30 protein-coding genes and 1 tRNA gene are annotated in these 24380 nt (G+C 68.8%); 20 read left to right on the top strand and 11 right to left on the bottom strand.

Annotation, left to right across the window (positions count from 1 at the left end):
- Nucleotides 1-174 precede the first annotated feature (174 nt).
- Together AC1DYP_RS06740 and AC1DYP_RS06735 are read left to right on the top strand one after the other, a co-directional pair.
- Nucleotides 175-507 carry a hypothetical protein gene (locus AC1DYP_RS06740; protein WP_477045688.1) on the top strand — a complete coding sequence of 111 codons (333 nt, stop codon included), beginning with the start codon at nucleotides 175-177 and terminating at the stop codon, nucleotides 505-507.
- A gap of 100 nt (nucleotides 508-607) precedes the next feature.
- The gene (locus tag AC1DYP_RS06735) at nucleotides 608-1225 is read left to right on the top strand and encodes a superoxide dismutase (RefSeq protein ID WP_477045687.1); all 618 of its coding nucleotides are present in this window, start codon (nucleotides 608-610) and stop codon (nucleotides 1223-1225) included.
- A 9-nt stretch (nucleotides 1226-1234) separates the two neighbouring features.
- Here AC1DYP_RS06735 and AC1DYP_RS06730 read toward each other — a convergent pair whose 3' ends face one another.
- Both AC1DYP_RS06730 and AC1DYP_RS06725 read right to left on the bottom strand, forming a co-directional pair.
- Nucleotides 1235-2086, bottom strand: a complete 852-nt coding sequence (locus tag AC1DYP_RS06730; protein ID WP_477045686.1) for a metallophosphoesterase family protein — start codon at nucleotides 2084-2086, stop codon at nucleotides 1235-1237.
- A complete protein-coding gene (locus AC1DYP_RS06725) occupies nucleotides 2083-2943 on the bottom strand; it encodes a diacylglycerol/lipid kinase family protein (RefSeq protein WP_477045685.1) in 861 nt (286 codons plus the stop codon). Before AC1DYP_RS06725 ends, AC1DYP_RS06730 begins: the two co-directional genes overlap by 4 nt.
- A 135-nt stretch (nucleotides 2944-3078) precedes the next feature.
- Here AC1DYP_RS06725 and AC1DYP_RS06720 point away from each other — a divergent pair, with 135 nt between their 5' ends.
- The 4 genes from AC1DYP_RS06720 (at nucleotide 3079) to AC1DYP_RS06705 (ending at nucleotide 4771) form a co-directional block, all read left to right on the top strand.
- Nucleotides 3079-3420 carry a YMGG-like glycine zipper-containing protein gene (locus AC1DYP_RS06720; RefSeq protein ID WP_477035039.1) on the top strand — a complete coding sequence of 114 codons (342 nt, stop codon included), beginning with the start codon at nucleotides 3079-3081 and terminating at the stop codon, nucleotides 3418-3420.
- A gap of 85 nt (nucleotides 3421-3505) precedes the next feature.
- Nucleotides 3506-3973, top strand: coding sequence for an OmpA family protein (locus AC1DYP_RS06715; protein ID WP_477045684.1), 468 nt, complete (start codon nucleotides 3506-3508; stop codon nucleotides 3971-3973).
- Nucleotides 3974-4297: 324 nt separating this feature from the next.
- Entirely contained in the window at nucleotides 4298-4507 is a 210-nt protein-coding gene (locus AC1DYP_RS06710) for a hypothetical protein (protein WP_477045683.1), read from the top strand.
- 12 nt (nucleotides 4508-4519) lie between these two features.
- Nucleotides 4520-4771: a hypothetical protein gene (locus tag AC1DYP_RS06705; protein ID WP_477035042.1), complete on the top strand. Its 252-nt coding sequence runs from the start codon at nucleotides 4520-4522 to the stop codon at nucleotides 4769-4771.
- 87 nt (nucleotides 4772-4858) lie between these two features.
- Here AC1DYP_RS06705 and phyR read toward each other — a convergent pair whose 3' ends face one another.
- Nucleotides 4859-5659 carry an anti-anti sigma factor/receiver protein PhyR gene (gene phyR / locus AC1DYP_RS06700; RefSeq protein WP_477035043.1) on the bottom strand — a complete coding sequence of 267 codons (801 nt, stop codon included), beginning with the start codon at nucleotides 5657-5659 and terminating at the stop codon, nucleotides 4859-4861.
- 245 nt (nucleotides 5660-5904) lie between these two features.
- Between phyR and nepR the strand changes: the two genes are divergently transcribed.
- The 5 genes from nepR (at nucleotide 5905) to AC1DYP_RS06675 (ending at nucleotide 9951) form a co-directional block, all read left to right on the top strand.
- Nucleotides 5905-6090, top strand: a complete 186-nt coding sequence (nepR, locus tag AC1DYP_RS06695; RefSeq protein WP_477045682.1) for an anti-sigma T factor NepR — start codon at nucleotides 5905-5907, stop codon at nucleotides 6088-6090.
- Nucleotides 6091-6092: 2 nt separating this feature from the next.
- Nucleotides 6093-6698 carry a sigma-70 family RNA polymerase sigma factor gene (locus AC1DYP_RS06690; protein WP_028040105.1) on the top strand — a complete coding sequence of 202 codons (606 nt, stop codon included), beginning with the start codon at nucleotides 6093-6095 and terminating at the stop codon, nucleotides 6696-6698.
- Nucleotides 6695-8407: a sensor histidine kinase PhyK gene (phyK, locus tag AC1DYP_RS06685; RefSeq protein WP_477045681.1), complete on the top strand. Its 1713-nt coding sequence runs from the start codon at nucleotides 6695-6697 to the stop codon at nucleotides 8405-8407. Before AC1DYP_RS06690 ends, phyK begins: the two co-directional genes overlap by 4 nt.
- Nucleotides 8408-8475: 68 nt before the next feature.
- A complete protein-coding gene (locus tag AC1DYP_RS06680) occupies nucleotides 8476-8610 on the top strand; it encodes an entericidin A/B family lipoprotein (protein WP_422182087.1) in 135 nt (44 codons plus the stop codon).
- Nucleotides 8611-8889: 279 nt separating this feature from the next.
- Entirely contained in the window at nucleotides 8890-9951 is a 1062-nt protein-coding gene (locus tag AC1DYP_RS06675; protein WP_477045680.1) for a hypothetical protein, read from the top strand.
- A gap of 15 nt (nucleotides 9952-9966) precedes the next feature.
- Here the strand turns inward: AC1DYP_RS06675 and AC1DYP_RS06670 are convergent, their stop codons facing one another.
- From AC1DYP_RS06670 to chpT, 3 genes are all read right to left on the bottom strand, one after another.
- Complete coding sequence (locus tag AC1DYP_RS06670) at nucleotides 9967-10779, bottom strand: CheR family methyltransferase (RefSeq protein ID WP_477035046.1); 813 nt, start codon at nucleotides 10777-10779, stop codon at nucleotides 9967-9969.
- Entirely contained in the window at nucleotides 10776-11153 is a 378-nt protein-coding gene (locus AC1DYP_RS06665; protein ID WP_477035047.1) for a response regulator, read from the bottom strand. The genes AC1DYP_RS06670 and AC1DYP_RS06665 overlap by 4 nt, the downstream gene beginning before the upstream one ends.
- Nucleotides 11154-11237: 84 nt before the next feature.
- Nucleotides 11238-11927, bottom strand: a complete 690-nt coding sequence (chpT, locus tag AC1DYP_RS06660) for a histidine phosphotransferase ChpT (protein WP_477045679.1) — start codon at nucleotides 11925-11927, stop codon at nucleotides 11238-11240.
- Between the two features lie 65 nt (nucleotides 11928-11992).
- On the opposite strand from chpT, the gene AC1DYP_RS06655 reads away from it, so the two are divergent.
- Together AC1DYP_RS06655 and cysQ are read left to right on the top strand one after the other, a co-directional pair.
- Complete coding sequence (locus AC1DYP_RS06655) at nucleotides 11993-12178, top strand: DUF3553 domain-containing protein (protein WP_477045678.1); 186 nt, start codon at nucleotides 11993-11995, stop codon at nucleotides 12176-12178.
- Nucleotides 12179-12955, top strand: a complete 777-nt coding sequence (gene cysQ / locus AC1DYP_RS06650) for a 3'(2'),5'-bisphosphate nucleotidase CysQ (RefSeq protein WP_477045677.1) — start codon at nucleotides 12179-12181, stop codon at nucleotides 12953-12955. It abuts the gene before it with no gap.
- Here the strand turns inward: cysQ and AC1DYP_RS06645 are convergent.
- Entirely contained in the window at nucleotides 12952-13878 is a 927-nt protein-coding gene (locus AC1DYP_RS06645; protein WP_477045676.1) for an EF-hand domain-containing protein, read from the bottom strand. The genes cysQ and AC1DYP_RS06645 overlap by 4 nt on opposite strands.
- Before the next feature lie 59 nt (nucleotides 13879-13937).
- Nucleotides 13938-14768, bottom strand: a complete 831-nt coding sequence (locus AC1DYP_RS06640; RefSeq protein WP_477045675.1) for a helix-turn-helix domain-containing protein — start codon at nucleotides 14766-14768, stop codon at nucleotides 13938-13940.
- A gap of 121 nt (nucleotides 14769-14889) precedes the next feature.
- Between AC1DYP_RS06640 and AC1DYP_RS06635 the strand changes: the two genes are divergently transcribed.
- Nucleotides 14890-15858, top strand: a complete 969-nt coding sequence (locus AC1DYP_RS06635; protein WP_477045674.1) for an alpha/beta fold hydrolase — start codon at nucleotides 14890-14892, stop codon at nucleotides 15856-15858.
- On the opposite strand, the gene AC1DYP_RS06630 is transcribed toward AC1DYP_RS06635, so the two are convergent.
- From AC1DYP_RS06630 to AC1DYP_RS06620, 3 genes are all read right to left on the bottom strand, one after another.
- Complete coding sequence (locus AC1DYP_RS06630) at nucleotides 15855-16409, bottom strand: hypothetical protein (RefSeq protein ID WP_477045673.1); 555 nt, start codon at nucleotides 16407-16409, stop codon at nucleotides 15855-15857. The two genes, AC1DYP_RS06635 and AC1DYP_RS06630, sit on opposite strands and share 4 nt — an antisense overlap.
- A gap of 169 nt (nucleotides 16410-16578) precedes the next feature.
- Nucleotides 16579-16654: transfer RNA gene (locus AC1DYP_RS06625), tRNA-Ala, on the bottom strand.
- Between the two features lie 190 nt (nucleotides 16655-16844).
- Nucleotides 16845-17312, bottom strand: a complete 468-nt coding sequence (locus tag AC1DYP_RS06620) for a TIGR02300 family protein (RefSeq protein ID WP_477035054.1) — start codon at nucleotides 17310-17312, stop codon at nucleotides 16845-16847.
- A gap of 115 nt (nucleotides 17313-17427) precedes the next feature.
- Here AC1DYP_RS06620 and aroA point away from each other — a divergent pair, with 115 nt between their 5' ends.
- From aroA to mscL, 6 genes are all read left to right on the top strand, one after another.
- The gene (gene aroA / locus AC1DYP_RS06615; RefSeq protein WP_477045672.1) at nucleotides 17428-18750 is read left to right on the top strand and encodes a 3-phosphoshikimate 1-carboxyvinyltransferase; all 1323 of its coding nucleotides are present in this window, start codon (nucleotides 17428-17430) and stop codon (nucleotides 18748-18750) included.
- Nucleotides 18751-18752: 2 nt separating this feature from the next.
- Nucleotides 18753-19403, top strand: coding sequence for a (d)CMP kinase (gene cmk, locus AC1DYP_RS06610; protein ID WP_477045671.1), 651 nt, complete (start codon nucleotides 18753-18755; stop codon nucleotides 19401-19403).
- 133 nt (nucleotides 19404-19536) lie between these two features.
- Entirely contained in the window at nucleotides 19537-21246 is a 1710-nt protein-coding gene (gene rpsA, locus AC1DYP_RS06605) for a 30S ribosomal protein S1 (protein WP_477035057.1), read from the top strand.
- 142 nt (nucleotides 21247-21388) lie between these two features.
- Nucleotides 21389-23359: a DUF3857 domain-containing protein gene (locus AC1DYP_RS06600; RefSeq protein WP_477045670.1), complete on the top strand. Its 1971-nt coding sequence runs from the start codon at nucleotides 21389-21391 to the stop codon at nucleotides 23357-23359.
- A 144-nt stretch (nucleotides 23360-23503) separates the two neighbouring features.
- Nucleotides 23504-23788, top strand: coding sequence for an integration host factor subunit beta (locus AC1DYP_RS06595; RefSeq protein WP_007676040.1), 285 nt, complete (start codon nucleotides 23504-23506; stop codon nucleotides 23786-23788).
- Nucleotides 23789-23861: 73 nt separating this feature from the next.
- On the top strand, nucleotides 23862-24293 hold the full coding sequence (gene mscL, locus AC1DYP_RS06590; RefSeq protein ID WP_477045669.1) for a large-conductance mechanosensitive channel protein MscL: 432 nt from the start codon (nucleotides 23862-23864) through the stop codon (nucleotides 24291-24293).
- The last annotated feature ends 87 nt before the right edge of the window (nucleotides 24294-24380 follow it).

Below are 24380 nucleotides of genomic sequence, written 5' to 3'. Positions count from 1 at the left end.
GCATCGAAGCGTCGCTGACCCAGGGCCTCGAAACCCTGCGCGCCCAGAGCCGCACCTACACCGACACGGCCAGCCAACAGGTCGACGAAGCCGGCCGCTATGTGAGCGAGCGCGTTCGCGAGCGGCCGATCACCGCCACCCTGGCCGGCCTCGGCGTCGGCGTTCCCCGCTGCTGTGAGCGTGGTCTCCGCCGCGTTCGCGCTGTTCGCGGTGCTGGCGCCCCATCTCGGTTCGGCCGGCGCGGCGGCGGTGGTCGCGGCGGTGGCCGCGGCGATCGTCGGGATCGCAGGCCTGGTGGCCGCCCTCAAGGCCGAGGACAGGACCCGTCCGGCGCCGGCGCCGGACGCCTTCGCCTTCGCCGAGAAGGCCATCGAGATGGTCAAGGATCGCCCGATCCTGACCGTCGGGGCAGGGTTGGCGGCCGGGATCATCGCCTTCCGCAATCCGGCCCTGGCCGCGATCGTCGCTAAGGCCTTGCTGGATTCGCAGAAGCCCCCGCCGCGATAGACGAGCGCGCTAGCGTTAAACGACAAGACGAGCCTTTCCCGCCTCTGGTTTTCTGGGCCTCCCCGCCCATCTTCCGGGGGCGTTTTGCCCTGGAGCCATCATGTTCAAACTCCCCGACCTCCCCTACGCCTATGAAGCCTTGGAGCCGACGATCTCGGCCAACACGCTTCATTTCCACCATGACAAGCACCACGCGGCCTATGTGAACGCGCTGAACGGCCTGCTGCCGGAAGGCGACAAGCGTCCGCTGGAAGCGGTGATCAAGGAAGCCGGTCCCGGCAAGGTGTTCAACAACGCCGCCCAGGCCTGGAACCACGCGTTCTTCTGGGACTGCATGAGCGCCGACAAGGCCGGCCCCTCGGCCGAGCTGACCGCCGCCATCACCGAAGCGTTCGGCGACCTGGCCGGCCTGAAGGAGAAGTTCGTCGCCGAAGGCGTCGGCCACTTCGGTTCGGGCTGGGTCTGGCTGGCCGTGCAAGGCGGCAAGCTGGTGATCCTGTCGACCCACGACGCGGACGACACCCTGACCAAGGACGGCATCACCCCGCTGCTGGTCTGCGATGTCTGGGAGCACGCCTACTATCTGGACCACCAGAACAACCGGAAGGGCTTCCTGGAAGCCTGGTTCGACGTCCTGCCCAACTGGGCGTTCGCCGACGCCCAGTTCGCCGCGGCCAAGGGCCATGGCGCGGCCTGGACCTATCCCGAACCCGTCTAGGGTTCGGTTCTAGACCTTGAGCGGCGCGACCTCGGTCGCGCCGTTTTCGTTTGGGCCCTTGGGCACGCAGCGGCGCGGGACCGACCAGGTCCGCCAGGTGACGAACTCCGTCCGCTCGAAGGCCAGGGCGGTGATGCGGATGTCGACGTCGTCGACCTCGATCACGTTGAAGCTGGGCGGCACGCCGCGCTCGCGCACCGACAGGGTTCCCGACCCCACCGCCTGGGTGCAGCCGTCCGCGAACGGGTAGGGGTGGACGAACGGCGCGTGGATATGGCCGGTCAGCACCAGGTCGACCCCTGCCTGCGAGAAGGCCTGGGCGGCCGCCGTGCCGCCGTGCACCTTGGCGGTCATCGGGCCGCCGATCATCTCGATCAGGGGATGGTGGCAGACCACGATCTTCAGGGCGTCGGGCGCGGCCTGCTTCAGGTCGGCGCAGACGTCGCGGACCTGCCGGCGCGACACCGCGCCCTTGGACCAGTTGAGGCGCAGCTGGAAGGCGCGGGCCGAATTTAGCGTGACGACCGTGGCGCGCGGATCGTCCCAGTCGCTGTTCATCCGCTCGCCGAACCGGTCTTCGTATCGCCGCCAGGGCGAGACAAGCCGGGTCAGGATTTCCCGCGGACCGACGAAGGGGGTGTCGTGATTGCCTGGCGTGACGATGCGCGGCTGGGGCAGGCGGTCCAGCCAGGCCTGGACGGCGTCGAACTCCTCGACCTTGCCGTCCTTGGTCAGGTCGCCGGCCGCGATCACCAGGTCGGGCCGTTCGGCGTGGATGCGCTCGACGGCCGCCTCGACGGCGGCCTTGTGCTCGCCTCCGAAATGAATGTCGGAGACCTGGACCAGCTTCAGCGGCTTCATGCGGCGGGCGCCTGGGGCGGGACCAGGGCGCGGAAGGCCTTGGGGCGGAAGCGGATGCTGACCGTGTCGTCCAGGCGCACCGGCTCGCCGTCGAGGATGGCCGGGATCCGGCCGCCGGCCCAGACCTTGCCGATCCGGCAGCGGCCGACGATCACCGACGGGTCGTTGCGCCAGTTGCCGGTCACGGTGTTGACCCCCAGGCGGAAGATGTCGAGGGCGCTGGCCGGATCGAGAGCGGCGGCTTCCAGGGCCTGTTCGTCCTCGTGCAGTTCGGCGGAGACCAGGGGACACATGAGGCTCAGGGCCTCGGTCTTGCCCTTGGGGCGGCCGTCCAGCACATAGCGAAGGCGGCTGGAGAAGGCCCGCCGCAGGGCCCGCTGGGCGCGCATCAGCGCCAGGTCGGCGCGGCCGGCCCGCGCCGCTTCCCGGGCCTCGGCCCAGAGGGCGGGGCTGCCCAGGATGGCGGCGACGAAGAACAGGCGGCCGTTGATCTCGCCGCCCGAGATCATCCGCTCCCGGCCGTCCTTCAGGCAGCTGGCCATGGCCTCGGGCCACGGAACCACGCCGTAGAGGGCGTGGGGCAGCATGTTCATGGTGCCGCCCGGCAGCGGCGCGATCATCGGACCGTCGGGACCGGCCATCTCGGCGGCCGCCCGGGCGGTGCCGTCGCCGGCCACCACCAGTATGGCGTCGGGCTTGGCGTCCAGGGCGTCGCGCAGGCAGGCGTTCAGCTCGCCTTCGCTGGGGGCGTGGACCCGCCCCGTGACGCCGTGTTCGGCCAGTATGGCCTCGGCCTGAGCCGGAGCGTCCTTGCCGACCGAGCCGGAGGCGATGTTGGTGACGACTTCCACACGCATGCGAAATTCCAAGAGGCGCGAAGGGGCGCGGGAAGGTTCGAGACGACAAACGGCGGCGCTTGGCCGGGGGTTCCCGGAACCGTTGGCGGAGGCGGCCGTTTGCCTGCTTGGGACAAGCTCGAACGGAGAGCCACGATGAACAAGACCTTGATCGCCCTCTTGGGCGTCGGCGTGCTGGCCAGCGCTTGCACCGCCACCGGTAACACCGAACGTAACGCCGCGGGCGGCGCGGCCCTGGGCGCCCTGGCGGGCGCCGTGGTCGGCAACAATGTCGGCGGCGGCAGCGCCAGCACCGGCGCCCTGGTCGGCGCGGCCCTGGGCGGCACCGTCGGCGCCGTGAAGGGCTGCCGCGAGGACGGCGGCTGCGGCGCGACCAACGTCAATCGCCGTCAGTACTATGACGAGCGAGCCGGACGGTATTACTACTACGACTCGCGCAGCGGTCGTTACTACTGGGAAGACGGCAGCCCCCGTTAAGTCGGGCCTGACCTGAAATCTTCGTAAAGGCGGTCGACACGTGTCGGCCGCCTTTTGCGCGCCGTGACGTCAGAGAGGGCAAGCGATGAAGAAAATCGGATTGACGATTGTCGGCGCGGTGGCTGTGGGCGCCCTGGCTGCGGGATGCACGACGACTAATCCCTGGCCCAAGTCGCGCTCCCAGATCGTGCAGACGGCGCCGAGCTGCGAGGACTTCTCGGTCCAGATCTATTTCGAGAGCCAGTCGGCCAAGCTGACCAACGAGGCGCGCTCAGTGCTCAAGAGCGCCGACGCCCTGGCCACGGGCTGCAAGGTCGCCTCGGTGAGGGTGATCGGCCTGGCCGACGCCGTGGGCGCGCCCAGCGCCAATCTGGCGCTGTCCAAGCAACGGGCCGACGTGGTGATGAAGACGATGGGCAAGATGGGCTACGGCAACGTGGAGTTCGACGTCGGCGCGGCTGGGGACGCGGGCGCGATGACCAGCGACGGCGAGAACCGTCCTCTGCGGCGGCGCACCGACATCCGGTTCGATCTCGACGGAAAGCTGCGCTAGCCCGACCCCACCCCTCGGCTCCCTTGCGGGCATTAAAAAAGGCGGGCCCGATCGGGTCCGCCTCGGAGGGCTGGAAGAGGGGTGCGGAGGCAGCAGGCTGGCTTTCACCAGCCTCAAGTCGGGGGGGCGTCGCCGCCTCCGCAATTCGAAAACGTCGCTTCCCCAGGGCGGTTCCCGCCCGGCGAAACTTTTTTCGCCTTTTCCGCGATTATTTTTCCGAGGCGTCGCGCGGACGCCTCACGGCCAAGTCCGAAGGGAACGCCGCCGGGCACGAAACGTTGATTTCCCGAAGGCCGCGTGGCCTTGGACTGGGGAGCTAACGTCGTGATCCGCACCTATCAAGCCGAGCATGGTGGACTGGCCTTCGAAAACGCGCCGACGCGCCGGGAGAAGGCCCGTAGCAACCGCCTGACCGCCTTGGCGGTGATCGCCGCGGTGGCGGCTTCGGCGGGCGTTCTCCAGCATTTCAACGACAACCTGGCGCCCAGCGGTGCGGCGACGCCGTACGCGGGGGCCTATTCCGCCGCCCGATAAGGAGGCCCTCCCATGCCCGCCGATCTCGAACAACATCACCCCGCCGTCAACGCGACCCGCGCCCGCCAGGGCCGCTGGGGCAAGCACGTTTTCTGGGTGCTGATCATCTCGACCGTCTTGGCCGCGGCGGCGCTGTTCGGAGCCTGGGGCCTGCGTTCCGGCGACCTGGCCGGTGTCGAGCACAACAACGGCGCCAAGAGCACGCAGGAAGCCGAACGCTATTCGACCGAGCAGGCGCCGGTGAAGCAGACGCCCGCCGGCTAGCCTGGTTTCGCGACCCCCAACGCAGCGCACAAGAAAAAGGCCCCGGTGAGAACCGGGGCCTTGATCGTTTCAGAACCTGCCGAGACTTCAGGCGGCCTTCTGGGTCCGGCGCGGGTGGAAGAACAGCGCCTGGCCGATCGCCGCCTTCACCGTTTCGGGCTGGAAGGGCTTGGTGATCAGGAAGGTCGGTTCCGGTCGCTCGCCGGTCAGCAGGCGCTCGGGGAAGGCGGTGATGAAGATCACCGGCACGTCGAGACGAGCCAGGATGTCCTTGACCGCATCGATGCCCGACGAGCCGTCGGCCAGCTGGATGTCGGCCAGCACCAGGCCGGGCGTGCGACGGGTCACCGCGTCGACCGCCTCGCCGCGGGTGGCGGCGATGTCGATCACGTCATGTCCCAGTTCGCGAACCAGGGCTTCGATATCGGCCGCGATCACCGGTTCGTCCTCGATGATCAGGACCTCGGTGGCCAGTTCGGCGTCGATCTCGCTCTGGGCTTCGGCGATCAGGCGCTCGACCTCGGCGAAGTCGCAGTCGAGGATCTGCGAGGCTTCGGTTGGGGTGAAGCCTTCCAGGGCGGTGAGCAGGAACGCCTGGCGCGAGCGCGGCGCGATCCGCATCAGACGCTGCGAGGCGTCGTCGGCCGGATTGATCGAGTCGTCGCGGCGCGCTTCGAGCTGGGCGCCCGAGGACAGCCAGATGGCGTGGAAAACGCGATACAAGGCGACGCGCGGCGACAGATTGGCGTCCAGCGACCGCTCGCCGGCCGCCAGGGCCTCGAGCGCGACACGGACATAATGGTCGCCAGTGGTCTGGTCGCCGGTCAGGGCGCGGGCATAGCGACGAACGTAAGGCAAATGCGGCGCCAGCCGGGCAAGAAGACTCATGACCCCTCCCGTGTGAGTGTCTTCGGATACAAAAAAGCCTACGGTGCGGTGAAGCTACGCCGTGCGGCCATCCGAACATAAACGCGACCCCTGGGCGCCGGTTCCATGGCCGGTTCCGAAGTCAGAAGAATTTTGCCATCATATGCCCAAGCTTGTGGAACCCCATAGGGAATCCGACGTTGTCATCCGGCGTACTCTCATTCGGCCAAAGGGGGCGGGCGCTGCGCTTTGTCGGCGTCGAGGACATGATCGAACACGTAGCCATGGAAGATCACCGCAAAGGGGCGGCCGCGCTCGATGAAGCGCGGCTCCGTCAGCAGGCTATCGGCGTCAAGCTTCGTCAAATGTTCGACGAGGTCGTGAACGAGCCGGTTCCGGACGAATTTCTAGACATCCTGCGCAAGGCCGAAAAGCCTTCGGGAGAGCGTTGAGCATGAGCGAAGCGCAAGTCGGCCGGTCACCGTTCGACCCGGCCCGTGATGGGACCTTCAAGAAGGAACTCGTCACGCTCATCCCGCATCTGCGGGCCTTCGCCAGAACCCTGACGGGCGATCCCACCGCGGCCGACGACCTGGCGCAGGACGCCATGATGAAGGCCTGGGACGCCCGCGCCAGCTTCCAGCTGGGCACCAACATGAAGGCCTGGACCTTCATGATCCTGCGCAACCAGTTCTATTCGGAAAAGCGCCGGTCCTGGCGTCAGAGCCAGCTCGACCAGGAAGCGGCCGAACGCACCCTGGTGGCGGTCGATGATCCCGAGGCGCCTGTGGCCCTGGACGAGCTGCGGCTCAGCCTTGCCATGCTGCCGCCTGAACAGCGCGAAGCCCTGATCCTGGTCGGGGCCGGCGGCTTCGCCTACGAAGAGGCGGCCGAGATCTGCGGCTGCGCCGTGGGCACGGTGAAGAGCCGGGTGAGCCGGGCGCGGCGAGCCCTGCAGGCGATTCTCGAGGCCGGCGCCTATGACCGCGACGGCGCCGCCGCCGGCGACGCCATGTACGCCATCCTGGCCGACGCGGAGAGACTGAGCACCCTGCGGTGAAGTCTCTTCTAGGGCGAGGCGCCGGGGCGGTCGGGTCCATCCGGGTTCGACTGGCGGGCGCGCTGTTCCTCGCGCTCTTGCCCGTCCTGATCCTCGGCGTCCTGCAATCGGTGTTCGCGTTCAAGGCCGAGGCCGACTCGCGTCGCCAGAGCCTGGAGCTGGCGGCCGGCCGCAGCGCCGCGATCGCCCGCGCCCGCATCGAGGCGGCCGGCGTCCTGCTCCAGACCCTGGGTCCGGGCTCGGTCGGGCTGGAATGCACCCAGCGCCTGGGCACCGTGAAGCAACGCCTGCCGGGCTACGCCAACCTGATCCGCTTCGACGCCTATGGCCGGGTGTCCTGCGCGGCCGCCACCACGCCGCCCGACGCCACGCGCGCCAATCGCCGCTGGTTCCAGCGCCTGGCCGCCGGATCGCACATGGTCGTGGCCAGCATTCCCGGCGTCGACTACGCCGACGAGCCCGCGGTCCTGACGGCGGTGCGGGCCGAAAAGCGCGACGGCCGCTTCGACGGGGCCATGGCCGCCGTGCTGACCCTGTCGACCATCCAGCCCGAAACCGCCAACCGCTACCTGCCGGGCGGCGCCGAGGTGGCCCTGGCCGACTCCGAGGGCCACGTCTTCGCGGCGACCAACCGGCGGGCGTTCGGCACGCCGTCCACGGCCTGGCGCGACCAGACCATCAAGAACGGCTCGGCCCTGTGGTCGGGGCGCGACGCCGACGATCGCCCCCGCGACTTCTCGGCCGCGCCCCTGGTCGGCGAGGAGGTGTTCGTCATCCTGTCGGCCAAGGCCCCAGGCCTGGCGTCCTGGGCGTGGCTGAACCCGATGCTGCGCCTGCTGGCCCCGCTGCTGGCCTTCGTCCTGGCCTTGGCGGCGGTGGTCTACGCCACCGAACAGGCGGTGATCCGCTGGATCGTCTATCTGCGCCGGGTCGCGGCCATCTACGCCCGGGGGCGGTTCACCGTGCGGCCGCTTCAGGCCGAGCGCGCCCCGCCCGAAATCCGCGAACTGGCCGCCACGCTCGACGACATGGCCGCCGCCATCGTCGCCCGCGACGCCTCGCTGCGCGACAGCCTGGGCGAGAAGGACGCGCTGATGCGCGAGATCCATCACCGGGTGAAGAACAACCTGCAGATCATCTCCAGCCTGCTGAACATGCAGCAACGGGCCCTGACCGATCCCGCCGCCCGCACCGCCCTGAACGACACCCGCCAGCGGATCACCGCCCTGGCCCAGATCTACCGCGCGCTCTACCAGGGCCCCGACCTCAAACGCGTGGACCTGCGCCCGTTCCTGGAGGAGCTGACCGCCCTGCTGCTGGCCGGCGACATGTCGACCGGCGGGCCGATCCGCACCGAGGTCCACGCCGACCCGCTGGTCATCGATCCCGACCGCCTGGCGCCCCTGGCCCTGTTCGCGGTCGAGGCCATCACCAACGCCCAGAAGCATGCCCTGGCCGAACGCGGCGGCACGTTGACGGTCGAGTTCTTCGTGCGCGGCGAGGAAGCCGAGCTGGCGATCGGCGACGACGGTCCCGGCGCGCCCAAGGGCCCGGTCGAGGGCGTGGGTCGAACCCTGATGACCGCCTTCGCCCGTCAGCTGCGCGGCAAGCTGCTGTTCGACACCTCGCCGGCCGGCGGCCTCCTGGTGCGCCTGATCTTCCCGACGCCGTTGGTCCCGCCGGCCGAGCCCGCCATCACCGGAACCTAGCTGCGCCGTCCACGTTCAAGAGGGGCAACACCTAGACGCCCATTTGGGGCGATCACCGGAGAAGACCCATGCGCAAGCTCATCATTCTGGCCGCGATCGCCGCCAGCCTCAGCGTCGCCGCCTGCAACACCGTCGAAGGCGCCGGCAAGGACGTCTCGTCGGTCGGCGGCGCCGTCAGCGACACCGCCAAGGACGCCAAGTAGTCCATTCCGGAGTCCGGTTCGCCGGACCTTCGATCGAGCCCGCCGATTTCCGATCGGCGGGCTTTTTCGTGCCCAGGATTCCGTGAAATCTATCCTAGGTTTTGTTTCAAAGATACAATTTGAAGACGATCCGGTAAATCCGGGCCATCCTTCGTAACAATCGATTTCACCGGTGGCGCACCGGTTACAAATCTCGCCCCAATCCAGCCCGAACCGATATCCGCCAGCCACGCTGGGGCTTCAGCCTGTGGTCGTCTGTTCCACGGGTGTGATCTCAAATTGCCGCGTCCTTCTTCCGCGCCGATCTTCGTCCATAGCGGCTGGCGATGCTCCAGCACCTACGTCTGGCATCGCTTCCGCGCCGTTCCCGAGGTGATGGCCTATTACGAGCCCTGGCACGAGCAGCTGGCGCGGTTGACGCCGGAGTGGATCGAACGGGAGCGGCCGTCCACCAGCGGTCTGCGCCATCCGAACGAAGGCCTGCCCTACCTGTCGGAATTTTCCGGCCTGCTGCGGCCGGAGGGCGGCGTCCACGGTTTCGAGACGCGCCTGGCCCTGGACGACTATTTCCTGCCGGCCGATCACGAGGATCCGGGCCAGGCCGCCTATGTCGAGACCCTGATCGAGGCGGCGCGGCGCGAGGATCGCACGCCAGTGCTGGCCTGCTGCCGGACCCTGGGTCGGATCGGCTGGCTGCGGCGGCGGTTCGGCGGCACCCACATCGTGCTGATCCGCGATCCCGTGCAGCAGTGGCGGTCGTTCTATTCGCTGCGCAAGCGGCCCCGGCCGACCTATTTCGAGCTCTGCCAGTACGTGATCCTGTCCGAGACCGCGGGCGGTGAGGCCGGGGCCCGGCGGCTGGGGCTGACGGCGGCCAAGGGCGACCTGTTCGAGCGCATCCAGGCCGTGCGCAAGCGGCTGAAACGCGCGCCGGCCCGGGTGTCGTTCGCCGCCTTCCTGGCCGTCTATGTGCTGTCCTATGTGGCGGCCCTGCCGCGCGCCGATCTGGTGGTCGACGTGGACCGGCTGGGCGCGGACCCCGAATACGCCCGCACCATGGCCACGGCGATCGAGGTGCTGACCGGGGTGAAGCTGGACTTCGGCGACTGCCGCACGCCCGCGCCGCATGCCGGCAGGCTGCCGGTCGACTACCGCAAGGAAGCCGTGTCGATGATCGAGGCCCTGGACCTCTCCGCGACGCTGACGGCGCCGGGACCGGTCCAGACGCTCTATCGCAAGCTGGTCAAGGCGCTGCCCGAACGCGAGCCGGCGACGGCCTGGGATCGGATGCTGGCGTTCTGGCGCGAGCAAGGCGCGAAGCTGGGAACGGCCCAGGCCTGAACCGGCCTGGAAGCGTCAGGCCGCGGCGCGGGTGAACAGGCCCGATCGTCCGGCGATCGCCCGCACGGCGCCGGTGACGCCCTCCAGGGACTCGCCGCTGCCGACCAGCAGCACGCCGTCGTCCTCCAGCCGGGCAGCCAGGCTTTCGATCACCCGGCCGTGCACGCTGGGATCCAGGCCGGGCAGGACGTTGCGCAGCAGGATGACGTCGAACTTGCCCATCGAGGACAGGTCGGCCAGCAGGTTGATCCGCCGCCAGCGCACGGACTGGCGGATGCGGGGGCTGATCGCCCACATCTCGTCCTGGTTCTCGAAGTGCTTGACCAGCGCACGGATCGGCAGGCCGCGCTGCACCTCGAACTGGGTGTAGAGGCCGCTCTGGGCCTTCTCCAGGCAACGGTCGGAAAGGTCGGAGCCGAAGAATTCGAACCGGGCCCCGGGCGCGATGTCGCGGGATTCTTCGGCGGTCATGGCCAGGGAATAGACTTCCTGGCCGGTCGAGCAGGCGGCGCTCCAGATGCGGATCGGCCGCTTGCGCACCAGCTTGGACAGGGTCGGCAGCAGTTCGTCGCGCAGTTGGGCGAAGACCTCGCGGTCGCGGAAGAACGCGGTCTCGTTCAGGGTCAGGGCCTCGACGACGGCCCAGATCAGGCGGTCCTCGCGATGGGCGCGCAGGGCGGCGATCATCGCCTCGATCGAGTCGAAGCCTTCGCGGCGGGCCAGGGGATTGAGCCGGCTCTCGACCAGATAGGCCTTGTCGCTCTCGATCCGCAGACCGGCGCGCTGGCGGGCCAGGGCGGCCAGCAGGTCCATGTCCTCGGGCGTCACAGCAGGCCCGCCTCGGCGAACTTCGCCGCGATGATGTCGCCGTCGAACGGCTTCATGATGTACTCGTCCGCGCCGGCGTCCAGCGCCTCGCGGATGGCCTCGATCTTGTTCTCGACGGTGCAGAAGACCACGGTCGGGCCTTCGCCGCCCGGTTCCTGGCGCAGGTGGCGCAGGAACTCGATCCCGTTCATCACCGGCATGTTCCAGTCCAGGAGCACGGCGTCGGGCATCGCCGCCCGGCACCAGGCCAGGGCTTCCACGCCATCGGCGGCCTCGGCGATCTCGAAGCCTATGTCTTCCAGGACGCGCCGGGCGACTTTGCGGATCACCCGGCTGTCGTCGACGACGAGACAGGTCTTCACGGCACGCTCCAATACAATCCCCTCACCTTGCGGCGGAGGGAGTTAAGGAGCGGTGACGGTGATCGCGATCTTCGGGGTTTTATCCCCCGGAAAAGTTCAGGCCGGGACCCAGGCCGCCAGGGTGACCTGGTCCTCGCCCAGCTCGACGCCGACCTGGCCGCCGGCCGCGCGGACCAGGGCGGTCAGATAGGCCGCCTGCACCCACGGGCCGCCCAGGCCCTCGGCCAGGGCCTCGCCCTTCAGGCCCGCAAGAACCTCGGGACGAAGGCGGGCGCGGGGACCGACGGCGTCGGCGGTGATCGCCACCCGGTCGTCGGCGACCACGGCCCGCAGCGTCGCCTTGCCGCCGGCCGGCAGGGCGCTGGCGGCGATCTGGGCGATGTTGAGGATGGCGCGGGCGCTGGCCTTGTTCATCGTCGACGGCGGGATGGCCCAGTCCATCGTCGGGCGCACATGGGCGAACACGCCCTGGGCCAGCTTCTCCAGCTCGCGGGAGTCGAAGTTCTCGGCCGAGGCCGAGGCGCCGAACGCCACCCGCGTGAACTGAAGCAGGTCGGCCAGCTTGCGGGCGCTGGACGAGATCAGGCTCATGGCGTCCTCGCGCATGTCCTGGGCGGAGGGGTCCTCCAGCAGGTCCAGGCCCGAGACGATGGCGCTGGCCGGGCTGATGAAGTCGTGACAGAGGCGGGCGGCCACCAGGGCGGCGAAGTCCGGCCCGTTGACGTTCAGCTCGGGAGCGTCGCCAGGAGACGGGGTGGCGGGGGTGGGAGCGTCGGCGTCGGTCATGGCGCGATCTTTGGCGTGATTTGGGACTTTGGCAAACGCTGCTGGCAGCCTATCAGGAGCCCGTCATGGATCCGTTTCTCGAGCCGGGCGTCCTCGTGCGCCATCCCGACCAGCCCGACTGGGGTCTGGGCCAGGTGCAGTCGGTGATCGGCCATCGCGTGACCGTCAATTTCGAAGACGCCGGCAAGCAGACGGTGGACGCGACGCGCGTCACCTTGCTGTTCGTCGGCGACGATCCCCGGGGGACCTAAATGACTTTTGTGAACCTGGCCGACTACGGCCGCGACCTGGCGACGATCGTCGAGGCGGCCGCCGAGGTCATCCTGCCGTTCTGGCGCACCGAGCTGGACGTGGTCCGCAAGGCCGACGAGAGCCCGGTGACCGAGGCCGACAAGGCCGGCGAGCGCCTGATCCTGGCCCGGCTGGCCGAGCGCTTCCCCGAGATCCCGGCGATCTCGGAAGAGCATGCCAGCGAGTTCGGCACGCCCGACGCCATCGGCCCGCGGTTCTTCCTGGTCGATCCGGTGGACGGCACCAAGGCCTTCGTGCGCGGCGATCCCAACTTCACGGTCAATATCGGCCTGATCGACAACGGCGTTCCGGTGGCCGGCGCGATCTGCGCCCCGGCGACGGGCGAGGTCTGGTTCACCGACGCCCAGGGCGTGCTCAAGCGCGAGACCCCCGGCGGCGCGGACACCCGGGTCCAGGTTCGCGCCTGGCCCGAAGGCCAGGCCCTGGCCCTGGTCAGCCACACCATGAGTGAGGAGCGGGCGACCGAACTGGCGGCCCAGTACGGCTTCAGCTTGCGCGCGCCGATGGACAGCTCGATCAAGCTGGTCCGCATCGCCGAGGGCGCGGCCGACATCTATCCGCGCCATGGGCCGACCATGGAGTGGGACACCGCCGCCGGTCACGCCATCCTGGTCGCCGCCGGCGGCCGCTTCACCATGCCCGAGGGCCAGGCCTTCACCTATGGCAAGGCCGACCAGGGCTTCCGCAACGGCTGGTTCGTGGCCCGCGGCGCTTAAGCCGTCCGGTTCAGGGCGCCGCCCAGTTCCGAGGCCATCTGGTCGCTCAGGCCGCGCATGGTCGAGTGCAGGAGCCGGCTCAGCAGCATCTCGCCGCTCGAGGGCGGGACGGGCGCGCCGCTGATCTGGTCGCGCATGAAAAGCAGCGGGTGGCGTCTGGCGGCCGCTTGCAGTTCGCCGGCGGAGAGCTTCGCGTCCCCGTCGCGGTCGGCCGATCGCATCAGGTCGCCGACGTCGCTCGGGTCGAGGTTCTGGGCCTTGACCGCCGCCGTCAGTTCGTCGGCCGACAGGGCGCCGTCGCCATCGGTGTCGCCGCGCGTGGACAGGACGCCGGCCGCCTGGCTGGTGCCGGCGAGCCGGATGAGTTGCGGCGCGGCCTTGAGTTTGGTCGCCAGCTCTTCCGCCGACAGCTGCCCGTCCTTGTCGGCGTCGGTCCCGCCGAAATGCTGGGCGTTGACGTCTTCGACCGGGTCCCAGACGCTCTTGCCGTCCACGATCCGGCCCGAGCGGGCGATGGGCGAGGCCACGCCCGCATACTCGTCGGCGGACAAGGTCCCGTCGCCGTCGGTGTCGGCCCGGGCGATCAGCCAGTTGGCCATGCCCGCCTCGTCCTGCACGCCCAGCAAGGTCTGCAGGTTCTTGCCGTCCAGCAGCCTGGAGGCGCCGAATTCGCTGGTGTCCAGCGCGCCGTCGCCATTGCTGTCGAAAGCCGAGACCAGAGCCTGCTTGTCGGCAAGCTTGTCCGGGTCGTTATTGCCGAGCTTGGCGATCTCCTGCGCCGAGACCTTGCCGTCCCGGTCGGCGTCGAAAGCCTTGAACGCCTGGTCCTTGACGGCGGCCAGCATGGCCATGCCGCCTAGATCCAGCGGTTTCAGGGTCGTGATGCGGCTTTCGCGTTGGATGCCGCTCGCGCCGATGTCCATGGTCGCCCCTCCTGCTTGCGATCCATGCAGCAAGTTTGGCGCCAGAGGTTGTATTGCGCTCAGGCGTCCTTTTCCGCCAGCGCCTTGCAGAAGGCCGCCGTCGCATCGTCGGCGGGGAACATGCACTCGACCCGCAGCTCCTCCAGCGTGATGTCGCGCGAGGTGCCGAAGGTGGTCAGGGTCGAGAAGAAGGTCAGGCGCTGGTCGCCCTTGCGGAAGGTCACGGTCAGCAGCGGCAGGGGCGCGGCGCCCAGCTGCCGTCGTTCCCAGCGGATCGGCACGTCCGGATAGGCCAGCACCTCGTCCAGCAGGGCGCGCGAGGTCTTGTCTGTGGCCGCTTCGTGATGCAGGTGGCTGATCAGGTCGCCGGCCACCTCCTCCCAGTTCTCGACGAAGGGCCGCATGTCGGCCGGGTCGAACACCTGGCGCATGATGTTGCCGTGCGGCTGGACCCCGTCGCGCAGCCAGCCGAACAGCCGCAACAGACCTTGGTTGGCCATCAGCACATCCCAGTGCCGGTTCACCACGAAGGCGGGGAAGGGCTCCTGCTGGCCCAGGATGAACTCGATGGCCCGTCGCATCAGCGCCATCTGCGGATCCGACAGGGGCGTCTCGCGATAGCCGGGCGCGTAGCCGGCGACGACCAGCAGTGCGTTGCGGTCGCGCATGGGCATGTCCAGCGCCCCGGCCAGCAGGGCGACCAGCTCACGGCTGGGCCGCGCCTTGCCGGTCTCGACATAGCTGAGGTGGCGGGTCGAGATCCCGGCCTCCAGCGCGAGATCCATCTGGCTCATCCGGCGCGTGCTCCGCCACTGGCGAAGCAGGTCGCCCAGGGGGTGATCGGCCGCGGCGGGGGCGGAGCGGGGCGGCGGCGAGGTCATCGTGTTCATGACCTGACACTAACCGCGCCGCGCATGATCGCCATAACCTCGCAAGTCATGGAGCCGGTGATCGCGCGGTCCTAGTCCTCCAGCAACCGGGACCTTCCGTCCCCGTCATGAGGATCGGACGATGCAAAGACGACAGTTCCTGACCGCCATGAGTCTTCTGGCCGTGGCGGCCGCCGGCTCGGCCCAAGCCGAGGGGGCCTTGCCCCGCGCCGAGGACGACGCCAAGGCCGCGCGCGCCTGGAACGCCGAGCGCCGCTACCTGCCTACCAGGTTCGGCGACATCGCCTATGTCGAGCGCGGCGCCGGCCCGGTCGCCCTGTTCCTGCACGGCTTCCCGCTCAACGGGTTCCAATGGCGAGGGGCCTTTGATCGGCTGTCGGGCGAGCGCCGCTGCATCGCGCCGGACTCCCTGGGCCTGGGCTTCACCCGCGTCGCCGCCGGCCAGGGCGTCACGCCGTCCGACCAGGCCGACATGCTGGCGGCGTTCCTCGATGCCCTCGGGATCGCCTCGGTCGACCTGGTCGCCAGCGACAGCGGCGGGGCCGTGGCCCAGATCTTCGTCACCCGCTTCCCGAACCGGGTCCGCACGATGCTGCTGACCAATTGCGACGTCGAGCCCGACAGCCCGCCGCCGGCCCTGCAGCCGGTGCTGGCCCTGGCCCGGGAGGGGACCTATCCCGACCAATGGCTGGTTCCGTGGTTCCAGGACCCCAAGCTGGCGCGTTCGCCGGAAGGCTTCGGCGGCATGTGCTTCTCCGACCCCAGCCAGCCCACCGACGCGGCGATCCAGATGTATTTCGGTCCGCTGGTCGCCACCCCGGCCAGCAAGGCCCTGGTCAACGCCTACACCCTGGGCCTGGACCCCAATCCCCTGGCCGGGATCGAGGCGTCGCTGCGCACGTGCAAGGTCCCCACCCGCATCGTCTGGGGCATGGCCGACGACATCTTCGCCAAGGAGAGCCCGGACTATCTGGACGCTGTCCTGCCGAACTCGAAGGGCGTGCGCCGGCTTCCCAAAGCCAAGCTGTTCTGGCCCGAGGAATATCCCGACGTCGTGGCCGAGGAGGCGCGGAAGCTCTGGCGGGCCTAGCGCTTCTTGGGCTTGGCCTTGGCCGGTGCGGCCGTCGGCAAGGTCACCCCCAGCGGAGCCGCCGGCGGCTTGCAGTGCATGCCCAGGCCCACGCCCTTGAGGTAGCCGCGCCGGATCGAGCCGGCCACGATCGCCGCCTGGACCTCGTTGGCGTTCTTCTCGGCGCCGCTGAGCTTGCGGACCCACGAGCGCATAGGCATCAGGCCGTGGACCACGGTCTCGCCGAGTTCGGTCGCCGACATGCCGCTCTTGATCCGGGTGGAGTCGGCGTCGAGGTCCGGCGCCAGCTCGGCGTCGAGCGCGTCGACGGCGTCGAAGATCGTCTTGCAGGTCAGGGGCGAGGGCAGGACGTAGGTCCCGGTCCGGGCGTCGATCAGCACCTGGGGGATCTTGTCCTTGACCACGCCGACGTCCTTGAGCGGCGCGGTGACCACCTTCGAGGCGCTCTCCTCGACCTGCTGGGTCTTGGAGGGCTCGGTCTGGGCCAGGGCCGGGGTCGCCAGCAGCAGGGTCGCGATGACGGCGAGGGCGGGTGGGGAAATGGGTCGCATGAACAGCCTCCGAACACGGAAAACAGTCTGAGCGCCAAACCGCTGCAAGCCGAAGTCGTTTTTATCGGGGAAGTTGCGTCCGCGCCCTTGGCGGACCGGGGCGCCTCGGCGCCGCCGAACCGGGCGCCGGAAATGGAAACGGCCGCTCCCTTTAGGGAAGCGGCCGTCTTGGTGGAGCTTAGCGGAGTCGAACCGCTGACCTCTTGCATGCCATGCAAGCGCTCTACCAGCTGAGCTAAAGCCCCAAGGTTCAAAGATTTCCGAGTGGGGAAACCTAGAATTCCTCAGTGTCTCCGGCGGTTCCGAGTGGGTGGCCCCCGAAGAGGCGCGGAACCTATGCCGGGAGGATTTTTGGATCAACCCTCCCGGCGCACTTTTTTTGGAAAATTTTTCGGACCGTTGTTCGATCAATTTTCCGACAGGCGCAGGTGACGTTTAGTCGTCGTCGTCCGCGCCCGGCAGGCCTTCGATTTCGTCTTCCAGGACGTCCTCGTCGTCTTCGTCCTCGAGGAACGGAACGTCGTCGGCTTCGTCCTCGGCGAGATCCTCGTCTTCCGAGAAGTCGACGCCCAGGTCGTCGGCGGCCGGGGCCGGGGCGACGGTCGGGTCGCTGTCGTCGTCGTCGGGTTCGACGACTTCCTCGGCGGCTTCGTCGATTTCCGGGGTCTCATCGACCTCGTCTTCGTAGCCGTCCTCCTCCTTGGGAGGGGGAGCGGGCTTCTCGTCCTCGGCGTCGTAGTCCGGGGTGACGGCGCGAGCACGGACGCGGCGCGACTTCAGCGCCTCTTCGGGATCGAACGACTCGCCGCACTTCGGACAAACGGCCGGGCGGCGGCCCAGATCGTAGAATTTCGATTGGCAGTTGGGGCAAATTTGTTTTGCGCCCAGTTCGGGATTGGCCAAGTTGGCGACCCTTTGATCCAGATGGGGAAAGCGGCGGGTCACTTGCCATGGCCGGGGGCCGCTGTCAAAAGCAATCCCCTCGTGAAAAGCGCGTGATACGGAGGCCGGTGGCGGCATGACGGCGGCTGGATTGAAGAGCACCCCCGGTGGGCCCCTCCGCGGGACGGTTCGCGCGCCGGGCGACAAGTCGATTTCCCACCGTTCGATGATCCTCGGCGCGCTGGCTTCGGGAACCACCACGGTCGAGGGTTTGCTGGAGGGCGCCGACGTCCTGGCGACCGCCCAGGCCATGCGCAGCTTCGGCGCGCGGGTCGAACAGGAAGGCGGCGGCCGCTGGCGGATCGAGGGCCAGGGCGGCTTCGTCGAGCCCTCCGACGTGGTCGACTGCGGCAACGCCGGCACCGGCGTGCGGCTGATCATGGGCGCGGCGGCGGGTTTCGCGCTGTGCGCCACCTTCACTGGTGACAATTCCCTGCGTGGCCGGCCGATGAGCCGGGTGCTGGATCCGCTGGCCCGGATGGGCGCCACCTGGCTGGGCCGCGACAAGGGCCGCCTGCCGCTGACCCTGAAGGGCGGCAACCTGCGTGGCCTGTCATACAAGCTGCCGATGGCCTCGGCCCAGGTGAAGTCGGCCGTGCTGCTGGCCGGCCTGCACGCCGAGGGCGGGGTCGAGGTGATCGAACCGGAAGCCACCCGCGACCATACCGAGCGCATGCTGCGGGCCTTCGGGGCCGAGGTGATCGTCGAGGACAAAGACGGCGTGCGGCATATCCGCCTGCCCGCCGGCCAGAAGCTGATCGGGACCCATGTGGCCGTGCCGGGCGACCCGTCGTCGGCGGCCTTCCCGCTGGTGGCCGGCCTGATCGTCCCCGGTTCGGAAGTGACGGTCGAGGGCGTGATGCTCAACGAACTGCGCACGGGCCTGTTCACCACCCTGCAGGAGATGGGCGCGGACCTGGTGATCTCGAACGTCCGCGACAGCAGCGGCGAACAGGTCGGCGACATCACCGCCCGCTACTCGCCGAACATGAAGGGCGTCGTCGTGCCGCCCGAGCGCGCCCCGGCGATGATCGACGAATATCCGATCCTGGCCGTGGCCGCGGCCTTCGCGACGGGCGAGACGATCATGCGCGGCGTCGGCGAGATGCGCGTCAAGGAAAGCGACCGCATCGCCCTGACCGCCGCCGGCCTGGAAGCCTGCGGCGTCGACGTCGAGGAGGAGCCCGAAGGCTTCATCGTCCGCGGGACGGGCCAGGCGCCGCGCGGCGGGGGCATGGTCGAGACCCACGGCGATCACCGGATCGCCATGAGCCACCTGATCCTGGGCATGGCCGCCCAGTCGCCGGTGTCGATCGACGAGCCCGGCATGATCGCCACCAGCTTCCCCGGTTTCGCCGACATGATGCGCGGCCTGGGCGGGACGATCGGAGAAGCCTGACCATGGCTTTCGTCATCGCCGTCGACGGTCCCGCCGCCTCGGGCAAGGGCACGGTCGCCAGCCGTCTGGCCAGGCTCTACGACTATCCGATGCTGGACACCGGCCTGCTCTATCGGGCGGTGGGCGTGCGCCTGCTGAACGCCGACGGCGACCTGGACGACGCGATCGGCGCCGAGGCCGCGGCGCGCGGCCTGGAGCTGGCCGAGCTGGAAATGCCCGAGGTCCGCACCCGCCAGGCCGGCGAAGCCGCCAGCCGGGTGGCCGTCCATCCGGGCGTCCGCGCGGCCCTGTTCGACCTGCAGCGTAATTTCGCCGGCCGCGAGCCCGGCAGCGTGATCGACGGCCGCGACATCGGCACGGTCATCGCTCCCGAGGCTCCGGCCAAGCTGTTCGTGACCGCCACCCCCGAGGTCCGCGCCGACCGCCGCTGGAAGCAGCTGGTCGGCCAGGGCGAGGCCGTGACCTTCGACGAGATCCTGGCCGACATCCGCAAACGCGACGAGCGCGACGGCGGCCGGGCCAGCGCGCCGATGACGCAAGCCCCGGACGCCGTCTTGCTTGATACGTCGGAAATGACTATAGAGCAGGCCTTCGATGCGGCTCGCCGCATTGTCGAGACGGCGCGCGCCCGGTCGGGAAACCTCCCGGGCTAATCCACCGCCCGCCTCGCCGCCGCTTTGGAAGCGCCGGACCGCACGAGAAACCTCACATCATCCGGAATCCCGAGAACCGTCATCCGGCGGCGCTCACCGCAGGGCTTCCCTCAACACGAGACTAAACATCAGCATGGCTGACGATATGAGCTTCAACCCGACGCGCGACGATTTCGAAGCGCTGCTGAACGATTCCATGGGCGGCCGCGACTTCCAGGAAGGCACCGTCGTCAAGGGCATCGTTGTCGGGATCGAGAAGGACTTCGCGATCATCGACGTCGGTCTGAAGACCGAAGGCCGCGTTCCCCAGAAGGAATTCGGCGTCGACGAAACCGGCAAGCCCACCATCAAGGTCGGCGACTCGGTCGAAGTCTTCCTGGAACGCCTGGAAAACGCCCTCGGCGAAGCGGTCATCAGCCGCGAAAAGGCCAAGCGCGAAGAAGCCTGGACCCGTCTGGAAGGCGTCTACGCCAAGAACGAACCCGTGCTCGGCGCCATCGTCGGTCGCGTCAAGGGCGGCTTCACCGTCGACCTGGGCGGCGCCTCGGCGTTCCTGCCCGGCTCGCAGGTCGACATCCGCCCGGTGCGCGACGTCGGCCCGCTCATGGGCAAGGAACAGCCCTTCGCCATCCTCAAGATGGACCGTCCGCGCGGCAACATCGTCGTCTCGCGTCGCGCCATCCTGGAAGAAGCCCGCGCCGAGCAGCGCACCGAACTGGTGTCGCAGCTGCAAGAGGGTGAAATCCGCGAAGGCGTCGTCAAGAACATCACCGACTACGGTGCGTTCGTCGACCTGGGCGGCATCGACGGCCTGCTGCACGTCACCGACATGAGCTGGAAGCGCGTCAACCACCCGAGCCAAGTGCTCGCCGTGGGCGACACCGTGAAGGTCCAGATCGTCAAGATCAACCCGGACACCCAGCGCATCAGCCTCGGCATGAAGCAGCTGCAGTCGGATCCGTGGGACGGCGTTGAAGCCAAGTACCCGGTCGGCGCCAAGTTCACGGGCCGCATCACCAACATCACCGACTACGGCGCCTTCGTGGAGCTGGAAGCCGGCGTTGAAGGCCTGGTGCACGTCTCGGAAATGTCCTGGACCAAGAAGAACGTCCACCCCGGCAAGATCGTCTCGACCTCGCAAGAAGTCGACGTGGTCGTGCTGGACGTCGATCCGTCCAAGCGCCGCGTTTCGCTGGGCCTGAAGCAGGCCCTGGCCAACCCGTGGGATTCCTTCCTGGAAACCCACCCGGTCGGCTCGACCGTCGAAGGCGAAGTCAAGAACGCGACCGAATTCGGTCTGTTCATCGGCCTCGACAACGACATCGACGGCATGGTGCACCTGTCGGACATCGACTGGAGCGCGTCGGGCGAAGAAGCCATGGCTCGCTACAAGAAGGGCGACATCGTCAAGGCGAAGGTCCTGGACGTCGACGTCGAGAAGGAACGCATCTCGCTGGGCATCAAGCAGCTGGGCGGCGATCCGATGTCGGGCGACACCTACCGCAAGAACCAGACCGTGACCGTCACGGTGACTGAAGTCACCACCGGCGGCATCGAAGTTCGCTTCGGTGAAGACGACGCCCTGATGACCGCCTTCATCCGCAAGTCGGACCTGTCGCGCGACCGTCAGGAACAGCGCCCCGAGCGCTTCGCCGTGGGTGACCGCGTCGACGCTCAGATCACCAACATCGACAAGGCGGCTCGCCGCGTTTCGATGTCGATCAAGTCGCTGGAAATGGCCGAAGAGAAGGAAGCCATCGAGCAGTTCGGCTCGTCGGACTCCGGCGCTTCGCTGGGCGACATCCTCGGCGCGGCCCTGCGCGAGCGGGCCACCAAGGACTAAGCCTTCGCCTTACAGCGAAAGCAGAAATGGAACGGCGGCCGGAGCGATCCGGCCGCCGTTTTCTTTTGTCCGGAAGCTTGCTACGACTGCCTAAGGTTGTGGCTTGGCGCCTGTGCGCCGCGTGGCTTCTGGGGGCGTTCGCGTGCTGAAATCCTTGGCGGCCGCTGCCGCGATCCTCGCCTGGGGCATGTTCGGCGCGAGCCTGGCCAGAGCCGACGACAAGCCGGTCTACGCCCCGCCCGCAAAATGGGTTCAGCAGGCCCCGATCCCAGCCGCGCCCGACGACGGCCAGCCGCCGCCCGCCGTCCAGATGCTGCTGGACGACAACCAGGCCCTCGCCGATCCCCAGGGCTTCACCTACTACAACCGCCGTGTCGTGCGGATCGCCAAGCCCGAGGGGCTGGCGGGCTCGGGCTCGCGGTCGATGACCTGGGACCCCGCGCGCGAGAAGCTCACCCTGCACGGCCTGAGCATCGTGCGGAACGGCCAGACGATCGACCTGCTCAAGGGCGGCAAGGACGTCCTGGTCCTGCGGCGCGAGAAGAACATGGAGCGGGCCATGCTGGACGGGCGGATGACCGCCAGCCTCCAGCTCAACGACCTGCAGGTCGGCGACGTGGTCGACTGGTCCTACAGCCTGCAGCACAACGAGCCGCTGTTCGGCGGCCGCGCCAACGATTCCGAGCGCATGGGCTGGGCGGGCGCGGCGGCGCGCTATCGGGTGCGCCTGCTGTGGCCGGACGGCGTCCCGATGGCCTGGAAGGCGACGGCGGGCTTTCCGGAGCCCAAGGTCTCGATCAGCGGCAAGACCCACGAGCTGCTGGTCGACGTCGCCAATGTCACCGCGCCCAGGCCGCCGGTCGGCGCGCCGGCCCGGTTCCAGCGCGTGGGCCAGCTGGAGGCGTCGACCTTCCGCGACTGGAGCGAGATCTCGGCCCGGATGGCGCCGCTGTTCACCGAGGCCTCGACCCTGGCCGCCGACTCGCCGCTGAAGGCCGAGGCCGCGAAGATCGCCGCCGCCAGCCAGGATCCCAAGGTCCGCGCCTTCGCCGCTCTGCAGCTGGTCGAGGACAAGACCCGCTATCTGTTCCTGGGCATGGGCGAGGGCGGCTATCGCCCCTCGCCGGCCGACGAGACCTGGTCGCGGCGGTTCGGCGACTGCAAGGCCAAGACGGTGCTGCTGCTGGCGCTGCTGCGCGAGCTGAGCGTCCAGGCCGAGCCGGTCCTGGTGGCCACGGCGGGCGGCGACGGCCTCGATCTCCGCGTTCCCGCCGCCGCTCAGTTCAATCACGTCCTGGTGCGCGCCCACATCGACGGCGCCGACTACTGGCTGGACGGCACGCGCACCGGTGATCGGGGCGGACTGGCGACCCTGCGTCCGCCCGGCTACCGCTGGGGCCTGCCGATCCAGGCGGGCGGGACCGGACTGGTCGAGATCGTGCAGCCGACGCTGACGCTCCCGGACAGCGAGGTCGTCCTGCGCATCGACGCCTCGGCGGGCTTGGGCGCGCCGGCCCCCACGCGGATGACCACCACCGTGCGGGGCGAGGGCGCGCGCGCCATCGGCCGGATGACCGAGGCCGCCAGCCGCGCCGACATCGAGCGCGCGCTCAAGCAGAGCTTTTCCTCGAGCCTCAGCTGGATCGATTTCAAGACCGTCGACTGGTCGCGCGCCGACGACGGGACCATGACCGTGACCCTGGCGGGCGACGCGACCCTGGATTGGCGGCTCAACGACGATCTGGGGGTGCGGGAGTTCCAGATCCCCGGCACGGGAGACGGTCAGGCCAAGGCCCTGCCGCGTCGCCAGCCGGGGCCCGACAGCGACGCGCCCTACGCCGTGGCCTATCCGACCTTTTCAAAGGGCGTGTTCGAAATCGTCCTGCCGAACGCCGGCAAGGGGTTCAGCATCAAGGGGCCGAACGCCGCGGCGGTGATCGGCGGCGCCCGGAGCGTCCAGGCCAGCACGTTGTCCGGTGGCATCGCGCGTTTCGAGCGTGAGACGGTCAGTCAAGCCCGCGAAATCCCGTTCGCGGCGGTGGAAGAGACCAACCGGCAGCTGCGCAACGCCGCCGCGGAAGCCAAGATCGTCCGGGCGCCGAAGGGTCTTTGAGGTCGGTCCACGGTGTCGCCCACCCGACTCAAAAGCCCCCGTTAGGCAAGCTTTCCCCTTGAAGACTCAGGCTTGCTTGGGCAAAGGTCGCACGCGCGCCGGGTCCTGCCTCCCCAGGATCGCTTTGACGCGTCGGGGATATCGATGATCAAGTCCGAACTCATCGCCAGGCTCGCGAACGAGAATCCGCACCTGACCCAGAAGGACGTCGAGCGCGTTGTCGGCGTCATTCTTGAGCGCATGATCGGTGCGCTCGAAGAAGGAGGCCGCGTGGAGCTCCGCGGTTTCGGCGCCCTGTCGGTGCGCTCGCGCCCGGCCCGCGCCGGCCGCAACCCTCGCACCGGCGAGACCGTCGACGTGCGCGCCAAGCACGTGCCGTTCTTCAAGAGCGGCAAGGAACTGCGCGGCCGCCTGAACGCCGACGAATAGGAACTTCCGGCGACGCTTGACCCATGAGGGCGAACGCGCTCAGCCTTCCGGCCCTAGTCGGAAGAGGTCCAGCATGAGCATCGTCAAGGAATTCCGCGAGTTCATCGCGCGCGGCAATGTCATCGACCTGGCCGTCGGCGTGATCATCGGCGCGGCCTTCAACGGCATCGTCAAGAGCCTGGTCGACCAGGTGATCATGCCGCCGATCGGCCTGGCCATGGGCGGGCTGGACTTCTCCAAGCTGCAGTGGGTGCTCAAGCCCGAGGACCCGGCGACCGAGGCGGTCGAACTGGTGGCGATCCAGTACGGCGCCTTCATCAACACCGTGATCCAGTTCCTGATCGTGGCCGTGGTGGTGTTCCTGCTGGTCAAGCTGGTCAACCAGGTCCGCCGCGCCGACGCCGAGGATCCCGCGCCCGAAGCGCCGCCCGCCCCGACGCCCGAGGAAAAGCTGCTGACCGAGATCCGCGACCTGTTGGCCAAGCCGGCGGCGCCCAAGGCCTGATTTCATAGGCCCTCCCCCTGTGGGGGAGGTGATCGCGCAGCGATCGGAGGGGGGAGTGATCGGCCGGTTCAGCTCAATCCCCCCACC

Source organism: Caulobacter sp. P1_D6 (assembly GCF_056406095.1).
The sequence above is the reverse complement of the archived record's forward strand: the minus strand, read 5'-3'. Positions and strand labels throughout refer to the sequence as shown.